Origin of the sequence: Nonomuraea sp. PA05, assembly GCF_008086045.1 — a bacterium.
GTDB classification, from domain to species: Bacteria; Actinomycetota; Actinomycetes; order Streptosporangiales; family Streptosporangiaceae; genus Nonomuraea; species Nonomuraea monospora.
In genome coordinates this window covers 188,826-210,067 of the sequence record NZ_VSEY01000008.1, presented here as the reverse complement: position 1 = coordinate 210,067, position 21,242 = coordinate 188,826, and the positions used below count along the sequence as shown (strand labels likewise).

The window sequence follows — 21,242 nt, the reverse complement described above, 5'->3', positions numbered from 1 at the left end:
ATCGCTCAAACCTCAGTTTCAGCCGCAGAGACCGGCAACGGCCTCATCGATGCTGTCTAATAGCGAGAGCCACCCACTCAACCTGGCCACTTCTCCATCACAGTCAAGCCGGTCGAGAAGCTGCCTGCGATGCTGAGGGAATCTCTTGGCCACGCTCTCACGGCGACGACCCGTCACCTGAGCTGCCTTCAAGATACATTGACGGAGGTACGCCTTCGGATCGGCCAGCGACTCCACTTCGTGAACCTTCGGCAGTCCCAGGTCAATTCGGCCACGCGGATTCCCGGCGACATGCCGGATCGCTCCTTCATCGAGAAGGAGCCAGGCCTCAGTCATTCGGATGGGGATCACCGGCACGCAGGCATTGACGAAGCCGACCCGCTCGATCGCTTCTCTCACCTCCTTTCTGCGCGCTTCAATGCCGGCATTGTCCGCATCCCTGTGCACGACCACGACATCGGGTTGCATTCCGCCCATCAGCTTGATGCCTGCCTCCACGCGCGAGGCGACATCTTTACCGACTTTCCCCAGTCGATCGAAGTCTGGTGCACTCAATCTCAGCGCGACACCTCTGGAGGCAAAGAGGGATTCGATGATCGCAGCCAGCGGCGCGTCGGAGCTGCCCTCCGCCACGAAGATTCCCGCGCACACGCTTCCGCTCATGGCGTCAGATCCAGCGGTAGTTGGATATGACGACCAGGTGGGGGCGTAAGGAATTCAATGAGGTCTGCCTCCGAGAACACCGGATGCTCAGCCGCTGCCCGCCATGAGCCCCTGAAAGGAAGGAGCGACAGGGACGGCGCGACAGTTCCGTCCGATGTCTTCTGCGGTACGACCGCAGCCAGAAGGAGATCGTCAGGATCACAGAGCTGCACGACGCCGGAGGAATGAGTGTTGACAATGACTTGCCGGAACGGGTTCTCCATTCCCGGCCCCTCCCGGGGGTCTACGGCGAGATCTCGGACGAGCTCGACGATGGCAGGAAGGTTCGCGGGATGAATGCCGTTCTCCGGCTCTTCCATGCATATCAGGCCTGACACCGTGGGGTCTTCCAACAATACACATAGCGCCAGGAATCGCAGGGTGCCCTCGGAAAGAGCACGAGCCGGCAGACGCAACCCTCCCTTTTCCTGCATGAACAGCGTGAAAACTTCCCGAACAGGATCCGGCTCCACGGACACGCTCTCGACACCCAGGCCTGCGAGATCAGCCAACCGACTCGAAACTCTCGCATATACAGCCGCAGAGTCGGAGTCAATGTCCGTCCCAGCGCTCTCATTCGCGATCCGGAAGAGAGCAGCGGCGAGATGAGCTCCGTTCGCGGACATGATGCGAGGAGCGGAGAAGTCGTCCGGCGCCCTGAGCGCAGAGGGCTCAAGGGCGAGGCGTCGCCAGCTTTGCATCTCTCGGCGAGCGGCAAGGATCGTTGGATAGTCATTCGTAGTGACCGTGCTCAGGACAGTGCGCCCGGCCCGCGCCGCCGCTCGCGGTTGCGGCTTGCCGAAGCTACCGCCGTCGCCATGGACGTTGATGACCGTCCCGCTCTCGCGTTCTTCGGTGGACAGGAAGGCCCCGCCACGCCTTTGGCCTGTTATGACCGAGCCGCGGAAGTGCTTGGCACTGTGCGGAAATTTCAGATGCTTGGCGGCGTCGCCCCTGGTGATATGGCGCAATTCCTCGCGAGTGAGCACCAGACGCCCGATGCTGCTCTCCCCGCTCGGCGGCAGATAGCGAATGCTCACTTCATATCGAAGAAACGTCGTCGTAGCGTCGGCAACCGCTCCCAGATCGTCCTCCACCACAGGCGGCACAATCATCTCAGCGGCCAAATGTATTTCCCGGGGATGCTCCCTGAATCCATCCCAGAAGAGGTCGCGTGGATCACCCCCGCGGAGACCGGACGCACCCCTGACCTTCTGTGCGGACTCCATCAATGGCTCACTGGCCATCGCGGAAAGAAGCTCTATGGCATCAAAGACATTCGACTTTCCGATGCCGTTGGCTCCCGCTATACATGTGAAAGGGCCAAAGTCCACCTGGACATCGAGCAGGTTCTTGAAGCCCCGCACTTCCAGTCGTGTCAGCATGACATTAGACTAGCGGGCTCGACAGCGAATGCGAAGTATGACGGAGCCACGCCGATATCTCCCTGAGTGCGGCGGCGAACATGTGGAACCAGTAAGCCGCACGGGCCTACTTGATGTCATCCCCCATCATGACAATCCGCTTGGGTCACGTTGATAACGCGATGGCCGCTGATGGATGTCCATGGCCGCCGGGTGCAAGCATACGGTTCGGCTGCCGCACGACGCAGGCAAAAAGCACACGCCGTCGGGCCTACCGCTCCGGCCTCTTCGCTCTCATCAAGCGTGCACCACAAACGAGCAACGCTGCTCTCGTCAGGGCTGCGGACAGAAAGTGGCTACAGCGGACGCTTGGCTCGCGACCGCGCCAGAAGGCGCGGGGGTGCGCCGGAAGGCGCGGGGGTGCGCCGGAAGGCGCCAAAAGAAAAACGCCCGAGCGGAGCGAGGCCCGATCGGGGCGGGCTCCCAACGGCCGGCCACCTACACGGGCAACGGGTGGGTGCCGCCTGGTAGGCAGGCGGCACCCGTACCGGAGAAAGCCTTAGACCGGGGTGTGCATGTGGCGGGTCAGGGCGTGTTCCACCAAGGTGATGAGGGTGGATTTGACCGACTCGCGCTGCCGGGCGTCCAGCCGGACGATCGGGATGTGGTCGCCGATCGACAGGGCTTCCCTGAGTTCGTCCTCCGCGTGCGCGAAGTGCCCGTCCCAGCCGTTGATGCCGATGACGAACGGCAGTTTCGCCTCTTCGAAGTAGTCGATGGCGGGGAAGCTGTCGGCCAGGCGGCGGGTGTCGACGAGGACGACCGCGCCGATGGCGCCGCGTACCAGGTCGTCCCACATGAACCAGAAGCGGTGCTGTCCGGGGGTGCCGAACAGGTACAGGATCAGGTCACGGTCGAGCGAGACCCGGCCGAAGTCCATGGCGACGGTCGTGGTCGTCTTGTTCGGCGTGAGGGAGACGTCGTCGACGTGCGCCGAGGCGTCCGTCATGACCGCTTCCGTGGTGAGCGGCAGGATCTCCGAGACCGCTCCCACGAACGTCGTCTTGCCCACGCCGAAGCCCCCTGCCACGACGATCTTCGTCGAGGTTAGGCCGGGGCTAGAGCCTGCGAAGTCCACTGAGAACCCTTTCGAGCAAGTTGAGGTCCGGCTTTCCCGCGTCCAGCGCAGGCTGGTGCACGCGGATCAGGCCCTCCGACGCCATGTCGGCGATGAGCACCCGGACCACACCCAGAGGCTGGCGTAAGAGGGCGGAGATCTCGGCGACCGACCGGACGTTCCGGGTCAGGTTAATGATCGCCTGATACTCCGGACTTAGTAGGGAAATGTCTTGGTATTCCGACGTCACGGAGGACACGAGTGCCTCCATGGCGAACTTCATCCGCGGCGCGGTGCGCCCCCCGGTCACGGCATAGGGCCGTACCAGGGAGCTCGGCTTCTGCGGACGGGGAGCCGCCGGATGCGGCGGAGTGCTATCACCAGCCCAACCCTGCTGACCTGACACCATTCTTCTCCTGTCACCGCCCCGCTATCGGGGGCGGGCCGCTTGCAGCTCAGCGCGTACGGCCGGAGTCAGTACCTGACCCGCCCGCTCGACCAGCAGGGTCATCTGGTACGCGACCAGACCCATGTCACAGTCGGGAGCAGCCAGGACCGCCAAGCAGGATCCATCACTGATCGACATGATCATCAAGAGCCCACGCTGCATCTCGATGACGGTTTGCGTCACCATACCGCCCTCGAAGACCCGCGCGGCGCCCTGGGTCAAGCTGATCACGCCGGAGGCGACCGCGGCGAGCTGGTCGGCCCGGTCTTTGGGGAAGCCCTCAGAGTAGGCAAGCGGCAACCCGTCGGACGACACCACGACCGTATGGGCGACGCCCGGCACGTTGTTCACGAAGTCCGTGATCAACCAGCTGATGCCGCGCGCTCCCTGGCTCATTTCTCTCATTTGTCCTCCTGCTGATTCTCTTCTCCGCGCGTGAACGCCCGGCCTTGCCGGACACCCTGCTGGAAGCTGGAGAGCCGGCTGCGCAACCGCTCCGGTGAGATCTGCGGCGCCGGCGACGTGGGCAGCGGCTCGGCGAGGCTGGCCGTGCCCGGCACCAGGTTCGCCTTGGGCACGCGGCGGGGCAGGCCCGATGCCGTCGTGCCGGACTGCTGCGGCTGCGCGGCCGCCTGCGCGGCCTGGAAACCGGAGTCCGCGGGCGAGGACCAGGAGGGGGCGCTCACACCCGACTGCCCGGGCTTGCGCTGCGGGAGCGCGGGCTTGCCCGAGGGGCTGAGGGGCGGGGCGGCGGGCGGCTGCTCGGCGGGGACGGCCGGGTGCACGGCCGTGGTCTCGTGCGCGGCCTCGGGCTCGGGGCTCTGCTGCAGGATCTCGGGCTCCGGACGGCGGAACCAGTCGGACCCGACCGACGAGAAGATCGGCAGGAACTCCTCGTTCTGCTCCTCCAGCGGCGAGTTGCGCACCACGGGGAGCGGCCCGGTCATGTCCTGGGAGGAGTACTCGCCGGGACCGAACGGGTTGTAGCCGGAGTGGCCGTTCTGCTCGAACTGGTCGGCGGGCTTGGGCTCCTCGGCGAACGGCGAGCGGTAGGTGTCGCCGAACTGCGGCCTGGGCCGGTCCTCCGACTCGAACAGGGACCTGCGGGGCAGCGGGTCGGCGAAGGACGACCAGCGCGACTCGTCCTGCTGCGGCTGCTGCGGCGGCGGCTCGGTCGCGAAGGACGGCCAGCGCGGCTCGTCGCCGGGCTGCATGGGCGGCGGCTGCTCGGCGAACGACGGCCACCGGTTGTCGGCGAACGGCGACGACTCGGCGGGCGAGGAAGGCGCGGCAGGCGAGGAAGACGCGGACGAGGCGGCCGGGTCCTCCGTGAAGGACGGCCAGCGCGGCTCGCCGAAGGCGGTGGGCTGCTGCGGGACGGCGGGCGGCTGCTCCTCGGCGAACGACGGCCAGCGAGGCTCGTCGGCCTGCGGCTGCCGCGGCTCGCCGAAGGGGTCGCCGAAGCCGGGCGGCTGCTGGTCGCCGAAGCCGGGCGCCTGCTGGTCACCGAACGACGGCGAATGCTGGTCGCCGTACATGGGCGACTGCTGGTCGCCGTACATGCCGGGCGGCTGGTCGCCGAACACCGACGGCTGGTCGCCGAAGGCGGACGGCTGCGGCTCGGCGGCGGCGGGCTGCTCGCCGAACGACGGCCAGTTGCCCGTGCCGGGCGCCGGCAGCGAGCCGGGCCACTGGGTGTCGACGACCTGGCCGGGCATGTCGTCGAAGGAGGGGTGCGAGCCGTTGCGGGACGGCGGCTGCTGCTGGAACATGCTCGGGTCGAACGAGGTGAACGCCTCGTACTGGCCGCCCTGCTGCGGCAGGCCCTGACCGTTGCTGATGAGCATGTCGGGCATGAACACCAGGGCGCTCAGGCCGCCGGTCTCCCGCATGCTGAGCTGGACGCGGACGCCGTGACGCAGGGCCAGGCGGCCGACCACGAACAGGCCCATGCGCCGCGAGACGGACACGTCCACGACGGGCGGGTTGGCCAGCCGCCAGTTGGCCTCGGCCAGCTCCTCCTGGCTCATGCCGATGCCCAGGTCGTTGATCGTCACCATGACGCCGCCCTCGGCGGGGGTGCTGGTGACGGTGACCTTGCTCTCGCGCGGGGAGAAGGAGATGGCGTTCTCGATCAGCTCGGCGAGCAGGTGGACGGCGTCGGTGACGGCGGGGCCGACGATGAGGGTGCCGGACGGGATCTGGATCTGGACCCGCTCGTAGTTCTCGACCTCCGACAGCGAGGCGCGGGCGATGTCGACCAGCGGCACCGGCTCGCTCCACTTGCGCGCGGCCTCCTGGCCGGCGAGGACCAGGAGGTTCTCGCTGTTGCGGCGCATGCGGGTGGCCAGGTGGTCGAGGCGGAACAGGTTCGCGAGCCGCTGCTCGTCCTCTTCACCCTGCTCCAGGCCTTCGATGAGCTGGAGCTGCCGTTCGACCAGCGTCTGGCTGCGGCGGGAGAGGTTGACGAACATCGAGTTGACGTTGGCGCGCAGCTTGGCCTCGTCGCCGGCCAGCCGGATCGCCTCGCGGTGGACCTCGTCGAAGGCCCGGGCCACTTCACCGATCTCGTCACGGGTGTTGATGCCGATCGACGGCACTTCGGGCACCTGGGCGCCCTCGCCGGACTCGCGCAGCACGCGGACGGTGTCGGGCAGCCGGGTCGTGGCGACCTGGAGCGCCTCGGCGCGCAGCCGGCGCAGCGGCCGGACCAGCGAACCGGCCACGCGGGTGGTGATGATCAGGACCAGGAGCAGCAGGACGAGGATCAGGGCGCCGGAGATGATGGCGCTGCGCTGCTCGTTGTTGCTCAGGTCGGTGGTGGTGGTCACGATCTTCCCGGCCAGGCTGTCCTCGACCTTGCGCATGGCGTTGACGGTGACCGTCGTGCTCTCGAACCAGTCGTTGAGGTCGCGGTTGGAGGTGACGTCGAGGTCGCTGATCCGGTTGCTCTGGCGTACCTGCGCGAGGGCGCGCTGGCGCATGGCGTCGGCGAGGTCGACCTGGAGGCCCCTGACGCCCTTGCGGTAGGCGGCCAGGTCGGCCGGCTTGGCCTCGGCCTCGAAGGAGGCCAGCTCGGCCTGCTGCGTGTCCCAGGAGCCGAGGAAGTCGGACCAGTCGGCGCTGTCGACCTTCCTGTTGGGCTGCAGGAGCGTCACGATGAGGATGATCTGCTGCCGCGAGACCTCCTCCTTCATGCGCTGGAGCGAGCCGAGCGCCGCGACGTCACCTTGCAGGTCGTCGTCGCTGACGCCGTCGCCCAGGTCGGCCTGGATGCCGGAGAAGATCTCGATCATCGTGCTGTACGTGCTGATCGAGGCTCGCGCGGGCACGTTGTCGACCATGGAGTCGCGGAGGCTGTCGAGGCCCTCCAGCCAGCGGCGGGTGTTGTCGACGCCCTCGCGGACGCGGGCGGAGTGCGCGGCGTCGATGGCGCCGGCCGCGGTGAGCACGTCCTGCTTGGCCTCGTCGGTGGCCTGCCGCTGCGTCTTGAGCTGGACGAAGCGGCCGCCCCTGCGGCGGTCGGCGACGTACCACGCGGTGAGCGTGCGCTCCTTGGCGAGCTCGTGGTTGAGTGCGTCGATGTTCTGCACCAGGTCGGCCACCTGGGTGAGCCGGCGGTACTCGGCGCTGGTGCCGATGGCGTCGGCCAGCTGGACGCCGGCGAGCAGCACACCCACGACCGTGGGGATGAGGATCAGCGCGACCAGCCGGGAGCGCACACGCCAGTTCGCCAGCCGGAACCGTCCGCCTGTGTACTCCCCTGACCTCGTGTGCCTGGGGTCTTTCGTCCTCACTGAGTCTCGCAACCTCTCGCCGGTACGTGCTCGAAGAAAATCAGACACGCGTGGGGCGCATGGGATTCTGTCCGGCTGGGTAATTGGAACACAACCCGTACCAGATCGGCCAACCGAACATATCCCATCACACACACCCAAAGGGGCACTTTGGGTGTATATCGCCTTACGTGTTTCAGGCCGGGCGGAAGGAATCCCGCTCGGCCGGCGCCGCATGCTTGATCATCAGGTGCCGCGTCACTGAATACTCCTGCACCGCTTCCTGGCTCATGTCCTTGCCGAACCCGCTGCCCTTCACCCCGCCGTGCGGCGCTTCACTGGCGATGGGCAGGTGATCGTTGACCCAGGTCACCCCCACATCGAGCCGATGCGAGACGCGCATGGCGCGCCCCACGTCACGCGACCACACCGACGAGGCCAGGCCATATCTAGTGTCGTTGGCCAGGCGTACCGCTTCGTCCTCGCCATCGAATGGGAGCGCTACCAGGACCGGTCCGAACAGCTCTCCCTGCACGATCTCGCTGGTCTGTGCGACATCGGTCACAAGCGTGGGCGGGTAGAAAAACCCGGAGCCCCCGATTGGGGAGCCGCCGTGCAGCACCCGGCCGCCGGAACGCTCGACGAACCCGTGCACCCGGTCGCGGTGCGCGGCGGAGATCAGCGGGCCGATGTCGGTGGCCGGATCCCAGGGGTCGCCGACGGAGATTTCGGCAAGAGTTGCCCGCATCGCCTCCACGGCCTCGTCGTAGACCTGGCGGGCAACGTAGACGCGGGTGGCCGCCGTGCAGTCCTGCCCGCTGTTGTACGTGGCCCCCATGGCGACGCCGCGAGCCATCTCCGCCAGGTCCGCGTCCTCGAACACCAGCGCCGGCGCCTTGCCGCCGAGTTCGAGGTGGACCCGCTTGAGCGTGGCCGCCGCGCCGCTCATCACGGCGCGGCCGGTCTCGGTGGAGCCGGTGACGCTCACCATGTCCACGCCGGGGTCGGTGACCAGCGCCTGGCCCGCCTCGGCGTCGCCGGTGATCGCCTGCACGAGGTTGTCGGGCGCGCCCGCCCTGGCGAACAGCTCGGCCAGCCGCAGCGTCGTGCGCGGCGTCTGCGGGGCGGGCTTGATCACCACGGCGTTGCCCGCGGCCACCGCCGGGCCGACCTTCCAGACGGCCATGACGAACGGGAAGTTCCACGGCGCGATCGACCCCACCACCCCGACGGGGCGGCGCTGCAGGACCGAGGTGTAACCGGGGCTGAACACCCCGGCTCCCGTGCCCTCCAGCGAGCGGGCGGCTCCGGCGAAGAAGCGCAGGTTGTCCACGGCGAACGGCAGCTCGCCGTCCCTGAACACCCCGGCCGGCTTGCCGGTCTCCTCCACTTCGAGCCTGGTCAGCTCCTCGGCGTCGGCCTCCACCAGGTCGGCCACGCGCAGCAGCAGCCGCTGGCGCTCAGCGGGGGTGGTCTGCGACCACTCCTCGAAGGCCGCACGCGCGGCCCGTACGGCCGCCGCCACCTTCTCGACCGGCGTATCCGGAATTTCGGCACATACAAGGCCAGTGGCGGGGTTGATCAGTTCACGCATCAGGAAGACTTCATCTCTCAGGGTTGTGCAGAGTGCTACTGGCCGAGCTGCTCGATCAGGTCGGCGGCCTTGCGCAGGCCGTCGCGGCGCCGGATCTCCTCGCCCGCGGCGGCGAGACGCGCGCGCAGCTCGGTGTCACCGAGCAGCTTCGCGACCGCCCCCGTGAGTTCCTCGTCGGTGAAGGTGTAGGTCGAGAGCCTGACACCGTAACCGAGCTCATCGACCCTCTGGGCGTTGTCGTACTGGTCCCAGAACAGCGGCAGCAGGATCATCGGCTTGCCGAAGTGCAGCGCCTCGGTGGTCGTGTTGTTGCCGCCATGGGTGATGACCAAGTCACACAGTGGGATGATCTTAGTCTGCGGAACGAACTCCGCGCCCCACATGTTGTCGGCCAGCTTGATCTCCTCGTGCAGCGGGCCCTTGGAGACGATGTACTGGTGCGGGGTGGTGGCCAGCACGTCGATCACCCGCTGCATCAGCTCCACGTCGGAGGAGCCGAGCGAGCCGAGCGAGAAGTAGACCAGCGAGCCCTCACCCCGCTCGAAGGGCAGCGTGAAGTCCTCCTCGGTCTCACGCACGGAGGAGTCGAGGCGGTGCCACGCCGGGCCCAGCGGGCGCTCGGCGGTGTAGTCGAGGATCTCGGGGTAGACGTAGAGGTTCAGGTCGCCCTCGTGGATGAAGTCGAGGTCGGGCAGGGGCGCGGTGCCCTGCTCGACGCACCACTCGTTGAAGGCGGTCCACAGCTCGCGGTGGGTGCGCTCGTACTCGGCGCGGAAGGCGTCCCACTCGGAGCGGTCGCCGGAGGGCAGGCCGGAGAAGACCGGCGGGACGTTCTCGCCGCGCATCTCGAGCGGCTGGCAGGAGACGATGCGGACGAACTTCTTGCCCGTGGTGATCAGCGCCGGGAACGTGATGACGTTGTCCTCGACGATGACGTCGGGGTTCACCCGCTCGATGATGGCCTGGAGCTGCGGCTCGCAGTACTTCACCCCGTCGATCAGGCTCTCCCAGATCGGCTTGGTGACGGTCTCCTGCTGCTCCAGCGTGGACTTGCGGTACTCCGGCGCGGTCTCGCGGATGAAGTCCTTCCAGAACTGGCCGGGGTCCTGCTCCTGCTCCTCCTCGGCCGGCGGGGCCAGGTCGACGAGATCCTCCTCGAAACCGAGGGCTTCGAGCTTGCCCTTCCACGACGCCTCGGCGGCGAAGACGACGCGGTGGCCGCGGCGGCGCAGAATGTCGCCGATTCCGATCGAGTTGTTGGTGGGGCCGTAGGCGCTTTCCGGCATGAACAGGAACGTGAGAGACATCGCGACTCCGGGGGAACTCGTCAATTTGAAGAGGAATTCAAAAACGGATCTAGCGTGAAGGTCAACTTAAGGGCACTATGGTCACGGCTAACTGAACAGCAGCCAAACGAGTGAAGGTGGTGAGGGTGGCTCAGCGCAAAAGCCGCAGCGACCGGCGGCTCGACCTGATCGAGGCCGCACGCAGGGCCATCATCCGCCATGGCATTGACGGTGTACAGCTCTCGCACGTCGCCGAGGAGGCGGGCCTGACCTCGGGCGCCGTGCTCTACCACTACCCCGATCTGAGCGAGCTGCTCGTCGAGGCGCAGCACGCGGGCATGGAACGTTTCTACGAGCAGCGGCTGCGCCAGCTCGCCACCATCACCGACCCGGTCGAGAAGCTGGTCGTCACGATCAGGTCGGGGCTGCCCACCGGGCCGCTCGACCCGGACGTGCGCCTGCTCAACGAGCTGGGCGGCGCCGCGGGCCGCATCCGCGTCTACGGCGTGCTGCTCACCTCGCTCTACGACCGGCAGGTGTCGATGTACCAGGCGATCCTGGACACCGGGGCCGCGCTGGGCGTGTTCAGGCTGAGTGCCGGCTCGCTGACGATCGCGCGCAACCTGGTGGCCCTGGAGGACGCGTACGGCTACCGCATCACGGCCAGGCACCCCCTGATCGGCCCGGACGAGGCGGCCGAGCTCATCCTTTCCTACGCCCGCGCGGCCACGGGCAACGACCTGAATCACTGATCGACCGCCATGATGACGGCGTCCTCGGCGTTCCAGCGCACCTTGACCTTGGCGCCGGGACGCACGGCGGCGGCCCCCTGCACGGCCACGAGCACCGGCTTGGGATGGCCGGGCACCTCCACGGAGATGTGCGAGACGCCGCCGTAGAAGCTCACGTCGAGCACGTCGCCGGCCAGGCCCCTGGCCGCGGCGCCGTCCGCCAGGTCGATCTTCTCGGGCCGCACCGCGAGCAGCGCCGGCGCGCCGGCCTCCAGCTCCGACAGCGGGGCGCCGGCCAGCATGCCGAACTGCTCGCTCTTGATCCCGTCGAGGCCGCTCGCCTCGCCGCGGAAGAGGTTGTTGGCACCGACGAAGTCGGCCACGAAGGGCGAGCGGGGCCGCTCGTACAGCGAGATGGGCTCGTCCACCTGGCGCACGGAGCCGCTGTCGAAGACCGCGATGCGGTCGGCCAGCGACATGGCCTCCTCCTGGTCGTGCGTGACGACCACGAACGTGATGCCCACCTCGTTCTGCAGCCGCTTCAGTTCGAGCTGCATGTCGGCGCGGACCTTCTTGTCCAGGGCCGACAGCGGCTCGTCGAGCAGCAGCAGCCGGGGCCGCTTGACGATGGAACGCGCCAGCGCCACCCGCTGCCGCTGGCCGCCCGAGAGCTGGGCGGGCCTGCGGGAGGCGTGCGCGGACAGCCCGACCGTCTCCAGCACCTCGCCGACGCGCTGCTTGATCTCCTGCCGGGGCAGCTTCTCGCGCTCCAGGCCATAGGCCACGTTCTTGGCCACCGTCAGGTGCGGGAACAGCGCGTACGACTGGAACATGAGGCTGATGGGCCGCCGGTTCGGCGGCTTGGACAGCAGGTCCTCGCCGTCGAGCGTGACCTTGCCCTCGTCGGGCGTCTCGAAGCCGGCGATGATGCGCAGCAGCGTGGTCTTGCCGCAGCCGGAGGGGCCGAGCAGGGCGAAGAACTCGCCCTGGCCGATCTCCAGCGACACCTTGTCCAGCGCGGTGACGTCCCCGAACCTGCGGGAGATCCCGTCAATCTTGAGCACGCGACTCCCCGATCTTGGTCAGGCGCTGCCCGGCGATCACCGCCGTGAAGCTCACGAGGAGCAGGATCGCCGCCAGCGCGTTGATCTTCGGGGTGACCCCGAAACGGATCATTGAGTAGATGACGATCGGCAGCGTCTGCTCGTTGTTGCCGATCGTGAAGTAGGCGATCACGAACTCGTCCAGCGACAGCGTGAACGCCAGCAGCGCCCCGGCCACGATGCCCGGTGTGAGCTGCGGCAGCGTGACCTTCATGAAGGTCACCACCGGCCCCGCGCCCAGGTCGCGCGACGCCTCCTCCAGCGAGGTGTCGGCGCCGCTCAGCCGGGTGCGCACCACCGCCGCGACGAACGCCGTGGCGAACAGGCCGTGGGCCAGCACCACGGAGTACAGGCCGAGCGTGAGCTGGATCGTGCCGTAGAAGACCAGCAGGCCGATGGCCAGCACCAGGTCGGGCAGCACGGCCGGCATCAGCGCGAGCGCGTCCATGACCTTGGACTTGGTGTACCTGGACAGGCCGACGGCCAGCATCGTGCCGAGCACGGTGGCGATGACGGTGGAGCCGGTGGCCACGATCAGCGTGTTGACCAGGCCGTCCAGGATCCGCTCGTCCTCGGCCAGGACGCCGTACCACTTGAGGCTGAAGCCGTCGAAGCTGTACGCCGACTCGCCCGAGTTGAACGACATGATGACGAGCACGGCGATCGGCAGGTACAGGAAGACGTAGGTGAGCCAGAACGGCACGTACAGCAGCTTCGGTCTACGCACGGCGGGCCGCCCAGGCTTGCACGATGAGCAGCACGACCAGCACCGCGATGAGCGCCAGCGACAGCGTGGCGCCGAAGGGCCAGTCGCGCGCCGACAGGAACTGGTTCCTGATCAGGTTGCCCACCATGATCGACTTGTTGCCGCCCAGCATCTCGGGGATGACGAAGTTGCCGAAGCTCGGCACGAACACGAACAGGCTGCCGGTCAGCACGCCCGGCACGGTCAGCGGCAGCGTGACCTTGCGGAACGTGGTGAACCCCGACGCTCCCAGGTTGGCCGAGGCCTCCCTGAGCTGCGGGTCGAGCTTCTCGATGGCGGCGTACAACGGCAGCACCATCAGCGGCAGGTACGAGTACAGCAGCCCCGCCACGATCGTGCCCTGGTTGTAGAGCAGCTCGTACGGCCCCAGCCCCACCTTGGCCAGCACGGAGTTCACCAGCCCCGGCCCGCTGAGCAGGATCGTCCAGGCGTAGACCCGGATGATGAAGTTGGTCCAGAACGGCAGCACGATCGCGACCAGCGCCAGCGTCTTCCACCTGCGCGGGAGCTGCGCGATGAGGTACGCCGTCGGATAGCCGATGAGCAGCGCGGCCAGCGTGGTGATCGCCGCGATCTTCAGCGAGTCGGCCAGCACGCTGAGGTAGAGCGGGTCGAAGAGCCGCTCGAAGTTCTCGGTGGTGAACTCGTAGACGACCCCGCCGAAGCGGCCGCGCTGGAAGACGGTGTAGCTGAACACCAGCGCCAGCGGCACCAGCATGAGCACGACCAGGTACGCCAGCCCTGGTGACAGGAAAACGAACGCGCCCAGCCAGCGCCCGCGGGAGCGGGACACTGGCTGGGTCTTGACCTCGGACTTCACAGTGACAAAGGCTTAACTGGCCGTGACGTCCTGCTGGAGCCTGGTGTACTTGGTCGACGCCTGACCGAGGTCGATGGCGGCCTCACCGGCGAGCAGCTCGGCCGGCGTGATGCCGAGCAGCGAGCCCTTGGCGACCTTCACCTTCTCCATGGCGGCCTTGTTGGGCACCTTGTAGTTGATGTTCTCGGCGGCCCAGGAGTGGATCTCGGGGCTGAGGATGTAGTTGACCAGGGCGTGCGCGGCCTCCTTGTTCTTGGAGGACTTCATGATCACCATGGTGTCCACCCAGAGGTCGCTGCCCTCCTTCGGCACCGCGAACTTGATGTTGCCCTTGGGGTCGGTGGTCGGGCACCAGCCGTCCCACGCCTCGGCCATGATGGCCTCGCCGGACACCAGCCGGTCGCCGAAGGTGGTGTCGTCGTAGCGCAACAGGTGCGGCTTCTGCGCGACGAGCAGCTCCTTGGCCTTCTCCAGCTCCTCGTCCTTGTCGGTGTTGATCGAGTAGCCGAGGGACTTCAGTGCGGGCAGGGCCAGCCAGCGCTCGGTGGCGAGCATGGTGACCTTCTTGTCGGCCCACGCCGGCGGCTTCAGCAGATCGTTCCAACTCTTCGGCTCGGCCTTCACCAGGTCGCTGCGGTAGCAGATGCCGGTCGTGCCCCAGGTGTAGGGCACCGAGTACTTGTTGCCCTTGTCGTAGGAGAGCTGGGTGGCCTCGGGGTAGAGGTTGGCCAGGTTGGGGATCAGCTCGTGGTGGATCGGCTCCAGCAGGCCCTGCTCGTTGAGCGCCTGGGCGTACTGACCCGAGACGAAGGCCACGTCGATGCCGCTGTCACCGGGGGCGGTGAGCTTGGTCATCGCGACCTCGTTGGTCTCGTGCAACTGGATCTGCACGTTCTTGATCTTGAGCTGGTCCATCGCCTTCTGGGGCAGCTCCTTGGGCGTGTAACCGTCCCACACCGTGATCTGCACAGACTGCTGCGACAGGTCCGCGTTGGGCTTGAGCTGTTCGGCCGCCGCCGGCGCCGCCTCACTTGAGCTTGAGGACGACCCACCCCCGCACGCCGCGACGGCAAGCGCGAGTCCGGCCGCCGCGGCGGCGGCCGGGAGACGACGGGTGAACCGGGTACGGGACACGGCCGCTACTCCTTCTGAAATTTGGCTGTTTGAGGGGTCGCGCGACCTTACCGGACACAGCGGACCAGACCAGGAGTGTTGCAGCAGAAATCAACATGAGCAAGACTTTTGATGACATTGCTACCTGGAAGTTTGGTCCACGTGTTGAATTGGGATTCAATAAGTCGCCGCTTGATCTCTCTGGGTGAGAAGCCCCTCACCGCCCGAGATCGAGGGCTCACAGCCGCGCTCCTGGCGCGGTTGGCGGACGAGGTGCCGCCGCCCTTCGCCGTGCGACGCTTCCTCCCGCTGCCCACCTTCTCGCACGGTCCTGGAGATCTCCACACTGGGGCCCCAGGTGAACGGGATTTCGGATCGCACGTCGACCAGACGAACTACTCGGTGGTGGTCGGCGAAAGCGTGGTGGTCAAGTGGCTCACCCCGCCCGTGCCGCTCCCGCATCCCACACCCGACATCTTCGCGCACCTCGTTGATTCAGGATTCAACGACACAGCGCCCCCTTACGCCGCTCTGACCGGCGTGCTGGACGGGCGGGAGCACCTCCTGGCCCTGGTCACCGGCTACCTGCCCGAGGCCAGGGACGGGTGGGAGTGGTGCGTGGACGAGGCGGTCGCGGGCACGACCTCGTTCGCCGCGGAGCTCGGCCGCCTCGCCGCCGACCTGCACCTGGCCTTGTCCACCCTGCCTTCCAGAGGCGGAGCCCCCACCGGGGACAGGGCGTACCGGGCGCTGGCCGAGGCGCTGGAGCTGACCGGCGACGACTGGCTGGCCGGCCAGGCCGGGACCATGCGCCGGGAGCTGGCGGTGCTGGAATCCCCGATCACCACCCCCCTGATCAGGATCCACGGCGACCTCCACGTCGGCCAGATCCTCCAGTGGCGCGACGGCTACGCGGTCATCGACTTCGACGGCAACCCGACGGTCACCGACGCCGCCTCCTGCCAGCCGGCGGCCAGGGACGTGGCCCAGCTCACCACCAGCCTCGAACACGTCGCCCAGGTGGCGATCAAGAGACGGTCCGTCCCGCCCGGCCGGGCGGTCGAGTGGGCCGGGCGAGCCCGTGAGATCCTCCTCACGGCGTACAAGCACCGGCTGGCGGCCAGGAACAGGCCGGACCTGCTGGACGAGACCCTGATCCGCCCGTTCGAGGTGGAGCAGGAGTGCCGCGAGCTGATCTACGCCGCCCGCCACCTCCCCCGCTGGCGCTACGCCCCCATGGGCGTCCTGCGCACCTGGTACGGAGCAGACCCTCGCAAGGAGAACATCGCGTGAATTCCGAGCTCTACCTCTCCGACCTGGAGTCCAAGCCGGCCGCCCTGTCGGCCCTGGCCGGCACCCTGCGCACCGAGGACCCCTTCCGCGACCTGCCAGAACGCATCGACCGCGTCCTGTTCCTCGGCATGGGCAGCTCCCGCTACGCCGCCGGCGTCGCGGCCCTGCGCCTGCGCACCGCCGGGGTGAACGCGCACGCCGAGTACGCCTCCGCCGCCGCGAGCCTGCCGAACGCGGAGGGCACCCTGGTCATCCCGATCTCGGCCACCGGCACCAGCAGGGAGACCCTGGACGCCACGGCCAGGTACACCGGCGGCCCCGCCTTCGTCGCGGCGCTCACCAACCGGCCGGGCTCCCCGCTCGCCGAGGCCGCCGACCTGGTGGTGGACATGCGGGCGGGCGAGGAGCGCGGCGGCGTCGCCTGCCGGACCTTCCAGCACACGCTGGCCCTCCTGCTGGCACTGGAGTCGAGGCTGACGGGCCGCGCGAGCGACCTGCCCGCCCTGCTCGACCGGGCCGCCAAGGCCTCGGCCGACCTGCTGGATCGCAGGGACGAGTGGCTGCCCCTGGCGATGGAGCTGCTCGACGGCCCGAACGGCGTCTACACGATCGCCCCCGCCGAGCGGCTGTCGTCGGCGGAGCAGTCGGCGCTGATGTTCCGCGAGGGCCCGCGCCGCGCGGCCGACGCGTGCGAGAGCGGCGACTGGTCGCACGTGGACGTGTACCTGACCAAGACGCTCGACTACCGCGCGCTGCTGTTCCCCGGCTCCCGCTACGACGGCCAGGCCATGGACTGGGTCCGCGAGCGCGGCTCCACGGTGATCACCGTGGGCCCCGAGGTGCCGGACGCGACGGCCTCGATCAGGTACGCCGATGACGAGGACCCGGACGTCGCCCTGCTCACCGAGACGCTGGTGGCGGAGCTGGTGGCCGCCTACTGGTGGTCGGCGTGACGGCCGCTCAGTAGGACCGCACCGTCAGCGCGTGCTCGACCAGCGTGATCAGGGTGTTCTTGACGGCCTGCCGCGCACGCGCGTCCGTGCGGACGATCGGCACGTGGGCCGAGAGCGTGAGCGCCTCCCGCACCTCGCTCTCGATGTGCGGGAACTCGCCGTCCCAGCCGTTCAGCCCGATGACGAACGGGATCTTGGAGTCCTCGAAGTAGTCGACGGCGGGGAAGCTGTCGGCCAGCCGCCGCGAGTCCACCAGCACCACGGCCCCGATGGCGCCGCGCACGATGTCGTCCCACATGAACCAGAACCGTTGCTGCCCCGGCGTGCCGAACAGGTAGAGGATCAGGTCCTGGTCGAGCGAGAGCCGGCCGAAGTCCATGGCCACGGTGGTGGTCGTCTTGCCGGGGGTGTGCCCGAGGTCGTCGATGCCGTGCGATGCGTCGGTCATCACTGCCTCGGTGGTCAGCGGCATGATCTCGGAGACGGCGCCCACGAACGTGGTCTTCCCCACGCCGAAGCCACCGGCCACGACGATCTTCGTGGAGGTGAGCCGGCTAGAGCCTGCGAAGTCCACTCAGCACCCTTTCGAGCAGGCCCCTGTCGGGAAGGCCCGCCTCAAGCTGCGGCTGGTACACCTTGACCAGCCCATCGGCCTCCATGTCGGCGACCAGCACCCGCGCCACGCCGAGCGGCACGCTGAGCAGCGCGGAGATCTCCGCCACCGAACGCACCTGCCTGCACAGCTCGCTGATCGCCCGGTACTCGCGCGCGTAGGTGGTGCCGAGCTGCGCCGAGGTCGCCGACGACACCAGCGCCTCCATGGCCAGGTCCGTGCGCGGGGTGGTGCGGCCGCCGGTGACGGCGTACATCCGGACGAGCGAACTTCGTTCGGGTTCCTGCTCACCGTTGTGCCACGATGCCATGGTTCACTCCCCATTCACCACGGGCGCGTGGCGGAGAGTTCCGCCCGTACGGCAGGTGTGAGCACCTGCCCCGCGCGCTCCACCAGGATCGTCATCTGGTACGCGACCAGGCCCATGTCGCAGTCGGGTGCGGCCAGCACCGCGAGGCAGGACCCGTCGCTGATGGACATCACCAGCACCAGGCCGCGCTGCATCTCGATGAGGGTCTGGGTGACGCCGCCGCCCTCGAAGACGCGTGACGCTCCCCCGGTCAGGCTGACCAGGCCGGCCGCGATGGCGGCGAGCTGGTCGGCGCGGTCCTTGGGAAAACCACGGGAGTAGGCCATGGGCAGGCCGTCGGCGGAGACGACGACAGCGTGCGCGACGCCGGGGACCTCCTCGACGAAGCCGCTGACCAGCCAGTTGACATCCCTGGCGGCCTGGCTGAGCTCCTTCATGAGTCCTCCTCGTCGAGCTCGGCGCGTCCCTTGCGCATGCCCTGCTGATAGCTGGCCAGCCTGCTGCGGAGACGGTCGGGGGACACCGGTGGCCCGGGAACGGGTGGCGGCGGCTGCGGGCTCGCGGTGCCCGGTACCAGGTTCGCTCGTGGCGTGCGCTTGGGCAAGCCCGAGCTCGTGGTGCCGTTCTGGGCGGGCTCCGCCGTCGCTTCTGCGGCCTGCCACGCCTGGTCGGCGGGCGTGGTCCAGGCGGGGTCGCGATGGGGATCGCGATGGGGTTCGCGATGGCCGGCCGGGTCGCGGTGGCCGGCCGGGTCGCGGTGGTCGGCCGGGTCGCGGTGGTCGGCGGTGGGGGCGGGCTTGCTGAACCAGCTGCTGTCCTCGACGGAGGCGAAGATCGGCAGGTACTCCTCGCCGGTGGGCGGGGCCCCGGCGAACGGCAGGTCCGGCGGTAACTGCCCGTTGGTGGAGTGCGGGCGGGCCGAGCTGAACCAGGACGACGGCTCGGGCGCGGGCGGCACGGTGTCGAACGACGGATGCCCTCCGGTGGCGAACGACGGGTACCCGCTGGGCTCGACCGGCGGTGCGGAGGGGTAGGAGGGCAGCGGCCGGAGCACCGAGCCGGGACGCGGCACGTCCGGCTGCGCCTCCAGCGGAGTCTCCAGCGGCCTCTCCAGCGGCCCCGCCCCGCCGCCCTGCCGCGGCACCTGCACCCGCTGGTTCGTCCCCGGCACCGCGGTCAGCAACATCGGCGGGATCAGCACCATGGCGGTCAGCCCGCCGACGTCCTGCCGCCTGAGCTGCACGCGGATGTTGTGCCGCAGCGCCAGCCGCCCGACCACGAACAGTCCCATCCGCCGCGACACCGACACGTCCACGACGGGCGGGTTGGCCAGCCGCCAGTTGGCCTCGGCCAGCTCGTCCTGCGCCATGCCGATGCCGCCGTCGGTGACGGACAGCATCAGGCTGCCTCCGTCGATCCGGCTGCTGGAGATGATCACCTTGGTGTCGCGGGAGGAGAAGGAGACCGCGTTCTCGACCAGCTCGGCCAGCAGGTGCACCACGTCGGTGACGGCCTGCCCGGCGATGGCCACGTCCGACTGCACCTGGATGCTGACCCGGTCGTAGCTCTCGACCTCGCCGAGCGCGGCACGCACGATGTCCATCAGCTCGACCGGCTCGCTCCACTTGCGGGCCGCCTCCTGCCCGGCCAGGACGAGGAGGTTCTCGCTGTTGCGGCGCATGCGGGTGGCCAGGTGGTCGAGCTTGAACAGGTCGCCGAGCCGGGCGTCGTCACGCTCGCCCTTCTCCAGCTTCTCGATCAGCGTGAGCTGCCGCTCGACCAGCGTCTGGCTGCGCCTGGAGAGGTTGACGAACATGGCGTTGACGTTGGAGCGCAGCTTGGCCTCGTCGCCCGCCAGCCGCACGGCCTCGCGGTGCACCTCGTCGAAGGCGCGGGCGACCTCGCCCACCTCGTCCTTGGAGAAGATCCCGATGGGCGGTACCTCGGCGGTGACCTCGCCGTCGCGCGTCTCCCGCAGGTGCTGGACGAACTCGGGCAGCCGCCGTCCGGCGATCTCCAGGGCCTCGCCGCGCAGGCGGCGCAGCGGCCGGACCAGCGACCTGGCGACCCCGGTGGTGATCAGCAGGATGGCCAGCAGCAGCGCGAGCACGGCGCCCGCGGTGAGGAACGCCCGCGTCCGCTCGTCGGCGCTGAGCGCCTCGCTGCGGATGACGATGCCCTGGGCCTGGCGCTCCTCGACCTTGCGCATGGCGTCGACGACGACGTTCGCCGCGTCGTACCACTCCGTGGCGTCGTCCTTCTTGGCCTGGTCGAGTCCGCGCAGCGGCAGCCCCTTGGTGGCTCTGATCAGCACCAGCTCGCGCAGGAACAGCACGCGGTCGGCGGTGCGGCCGTTGACGGTCTCGTCGAAGAGGCGCCGCTCCTCCGCGGTGGCCTCGGCGGCGAAGCCCCTGCGCTCGGTGGCCTCCACGGACTGCTCGCCGAGGAAGCGCTTGAGCTGGTCCTGGTCGAAGGCTCCTTCGACCAGGACGACGGTGACCAGCGCCTGCTGGTAGGACAGGCTCTCCTTGGCGCGGGCGAGCCTGTCGAGCATGCTCGTCTGGCGGAACAGCTCGTCGTCCACGCTGCCCTTGACCAGCTCGGTGTGGACGGAGAGCAGGTCGTCGACGACCGTGGTGTAGAGCTCGACGGCCGGGCCAGGCAGCAGGTTGGCGTCCAGCGCCTGCTTGCGCAGCGAGGTGAGGTCGTCGAGGCGGTTGAGCAGGTTCTCGAGCTGGTCGGCGGTGCGGCCGGTGGACTCGGTCATGAGCTGCCCGGCGATGCCGCGCACGGTCCTGGCCGTCAGGTCCACCTGGTTCATCTGGGCCTGCACCTCGGACAGGCCGTCGGCGGGCCGGTTGCGGGCGATGTACCAGGCGGTCCTGGCCCGCTCGCCGGAGACGAGGTGGGTGAGCGCGCCCAGCTCGGCGGAGAGCTGCGCGAACTGGTTGGTCCGCGCGTAGTCGGAGGCCGCGGACGTGGAGGCGAGCACCTGGATGCCGCCCAGGAGCACGGCCGCGGCGGTCGGCACCATGATGAGGGCGACGAGTCGTGCCCGGACGCGCCAATTGCCCAGCCGCCAGCGACTCTCGCCGGCCTGCTTGACGCCCAGCTCTGTACTCACCGCACGCACCTCGCCCGAATCGGCGTATTTGAGGAGTCTGTGTCCTGGGGGAAATCAGCAAGTGCCGGTTATTTCAACACATCCCATGGCTCGTGGCCAAGCGAACATAACGCGACAAATGATGGTTCG

At 68.4% G+C, this 21,242-nt stretch carries 19 protein-coding genes; 3 read left to right on the top strand and 16 right to left on the bottom strand.

Annotated elements, in window-relative coordinates:
- Nucleotides 1-18: 18 nt before the first annotated feature.
- The 8 genes from FXF51_RS15290 to FXF51_RS15255 form a co-directional block, all read right to left on the bottom strand.
- Nucleotides 19-663: a hypothetical protein gene (locus tag FXF51_RS15290; protein ID WP_222871284.1), complete on the bottom strand. Its 645-nt coding sequence runs from the start codon at nt 661-663 to the stop codon at nt 19-21.
- On the bottom strand, nt 660-2,087 hold the full coding sequence (locus FXF51_RS15285) for an AAA family ATPase (RefSeq protein ID WP_148435108.1): 1,428 nt from the start codon (nt 2,085-2,087) through the stop codon (nt 660-662). The genes FXF51_RS15290 and FXF51_RS15285 overlap by 4 nt, the downstream gene beginning before the upstream one ends.
- 538 nt (nt 2,088-2,625) lie before the next feature.
- On the bottom strand, nt 2,626-3,156 hold the full coding sequence (locus FXF51_RS15280) for a GTP-binding protein (RefSeq protein WP_253749920.1): 531 nt from the start codon (nt 3,154-3,156) through the stop codon (nt 2,626-2,628).
- Nucleotides 3,157-3,184: 28 nt separating this feature from the next.
- The gene (locus FXF51_RS15275) at nt 3,185-3,592 is read right to left on the bottom strand and encodes a DUF742 domain-containing protein (protein ID WP_225272260.1); all 408 of its coding nucleotides are present in this window, start codon (nt 3,590-3,592) and stop codon (nt 3,185-3,187) included.
- A 21-nt stretch (nt 3,593-3,613) separates the two neighbouring features.
- Entirely contained in the window at nt 3,614-4,027 is a 414-nt protein-coding gene (locus FXF51_RS15270; protein ID WP_206067544.1) for a roadblock/LC7 domain-containing protein, read from the bottom strand.
- 5 nt (nt 4,028-4,032) lie between these two features.
- Entirely contained in the window at nt 4,033-7,428 is a 3,396-nt protein-coding gene (locus FXF51_RS15265) for a nitrate- and nitrite sensing domain-containing protein (RefSeq protein ID WP_187414383.1), read from the bottom strand.
- A 175-nt stretch (nt 7,429-7,603) separates the two neighbouring features.
- The gene (locus tag FXF51_RS15260) at nt 7,604-9,001 is read right to left on the bottom strand and encodes an aminobutyraldehyde dehydrogenase (RefSeq protein WP_148435105.1); all 1,398 of its coding nucleotides are present in this window, start codon (nt 8,999-9,001) and stop codon (nt 7,604-7,606) included.
- A 35-nt stretch (nt 9,002-9,036) separates the two neighbouring features.
- Nucleotides 9,037-10,308 carry a glycosyltransferase gene (locus FXF51_RS15255; RefSeq protein ID WP_148435104.1) on the bottom strand — a complete coding sequence of 424 codons (1,272 nt, stop codon included), beginning with the start codon at nt 10,306-10,308 and terminating at the stop codon, nt 9,037-9,039.
- Between the two features lie 125 nt (nt 10,309-10,433).
- On the opposite strand from FXF51_RS15255, the gene FXF51_RS15250 reads away from it, so the two are divergent.
- Nucleotides 10,434-11,039 carry a TetR/AcrR family transcriptional regulator gene (locus tag FXF51_RS15250; protein WP_262379537.1) on the top strand — a complete coding sequence of 202 codons (606 nt, stop codon included), beginning with the start codon at nt 10,434-10,436 and terminating at the stop codon, nt 11,037-11,039.
- Here FXF51_RS15250 and FXF51_RS15245 read toward each other — a convergent pair.
- From FXF51_RS15245 to FXF51_RS15230, 4 genes are read right to left on the bottom strand one after another with little or no spacing between them, the layout of a single operon-like run.
- On the bottom strand, nt 11,033-12,082 hold the full coding sequence (locus FXF51_RS15245) for an ABC transporter ATP-binding protein (protein WP_148435103.1): 1,050 nt from the start codon (nt 12,080-12,082) through the stop codon (nt 11,033-11,035). The two genes, FXF51_RS15250 and FXF51_RS15245, sit on opposite strands and share 7 nt — an antisense overlap.
- Entirely contained in the window at nt 12,069-12,848 is a 780-nt protein-coding gene (locus tag FXF51_RS15240) for an ABC transporter permease (protein WP_148435102.1), read from the bottom strand. Before FXF51_RS15240 ends, FXF51_RS15245 begins: the two co-directional genes overlap by 14 nt.
- Nucleotides 12,841-13,707: an ABC transporter permease gene (locus FXF51_RS15235; protein ID WP_262379536.1), complete on the bottom strand. Its 867-nt coding sequence runs from the start codon at nt 13,705-13,707 to the stop codon at nt 12,841-12,843. Before FXF51_RS15235 ends, FXF51_RS15240 begins: the two co-directional genes overlap by 8 nt.
- 12 nt (nt 13,708-13,719) lie before the next feature.
- A complete protein-coding gene (locus FXF51_RS15230; protein ID WP_148435101.1) occupies nt 13,720-14,841 on the bottom strand; it encodes a spermidine/putrescine ABC transporter substrate-binding protein in 1,122 nt (373 codons plus the stop codon).
- A gap of 381 nt (nt 14,842-15,222) precedes the next feature.
- On the opposite strand from FXF51_RS15230, the gene FXF51_RS60805 reads away from it, so the two are divergent.
- Both FXF51_RS60805 and FXF51_RS15220 read left to right on the top strand, forming a co-directional pair.
- The gene (locus FXF51_RS60805; protein ID WP_187414382.1) at nt 15,223-16,113 is read left to right on the top strand and encodes a phosphotransferase; all 891 of its coding nucleotides are present in this window, start codon (nt 15,223-15,225) and stop codon (nt 16,111-16,113) included.
- The gene (locus FXF51_RS15220; RefSeq protein WP_148435100.1) at nt 16,110-17,066 is read left to right on the top strand and encodes an SIS domain-containing protein; all 957 of its coding nucleotides are present in this window, start codon (nt 16,110-16,112) and stop codon (nt 17,064-17,066) included. The genes FXF51_RS60805 and FXF51_RS15220 overlap by 4 nt, the downstream gene beginning before the upstream one ends.
- A gap of 7 nt (nt 17,067-17,073) precedes the next feature.
- Here FXF51_RS15220 and FXF51_RS15215 read toward each other — a convergent pair whose 3' ends face one another.
- The 4 genes from FXF51_RS15215 to FXF51_RS15200 are packed head-to-tail and all read right to left on the bottom strand — an operon-like array spanning nt 17,074 to nt 21,113.
- Nucleotides 17,074-17,640: a GTP-binding protein gene (locus tag FXF51_RS15215; protein ID WP_148435099.1), complete on the bottom strand. Its 567-nt coding sequence runs from the start codon at nt 17,638-17,640 to the stop codon at nt 17,074-17,076.
- Entirely contained in the window at nt 17,621-17,989 is a 369-nt protein-coding gene (locus tag FXF51_RS15210) for a DUF742 domain-containing protein (protein ID WP_148435098.1), read from the bottom strand. Before FXF51_RS15210 ends, FXF51_RS15215 begins: the two co-directional genes overlap by 20 nt.
- 14 nt (nt 17,990-18,003) lie before the next feature.
- Nucleotides 18,004-18,426, bottom strand: a complete 423-nt coding sequence (locus FXF51_RS15205; RefSeq protein ID WP_148435097.1) for a roadblock/LC7 domain-containing protein — start codon at nt 18,424-18,426, stop codon at nt 18,004-18,006.
- Nucleotides 18,423-21,113: a nitrate- and nitrite sensing domain-containing protein gene (locus tag FXF51_RS15200; RefSeq protein WP_148435096.1), complete on the bottom strand. Its 2,691-nt coding sequence runs from the start codon at nt 21,111-21,113 to the stop codon at nt 18,423-18,425. Before FXF51_RS15200 ends, FXF51_RS15205 begins: the two co-directional genes overlap by 4 nt.
- Between the last annotated feature and the right edge of the window lie 129 nt (nt 21,114-21,242).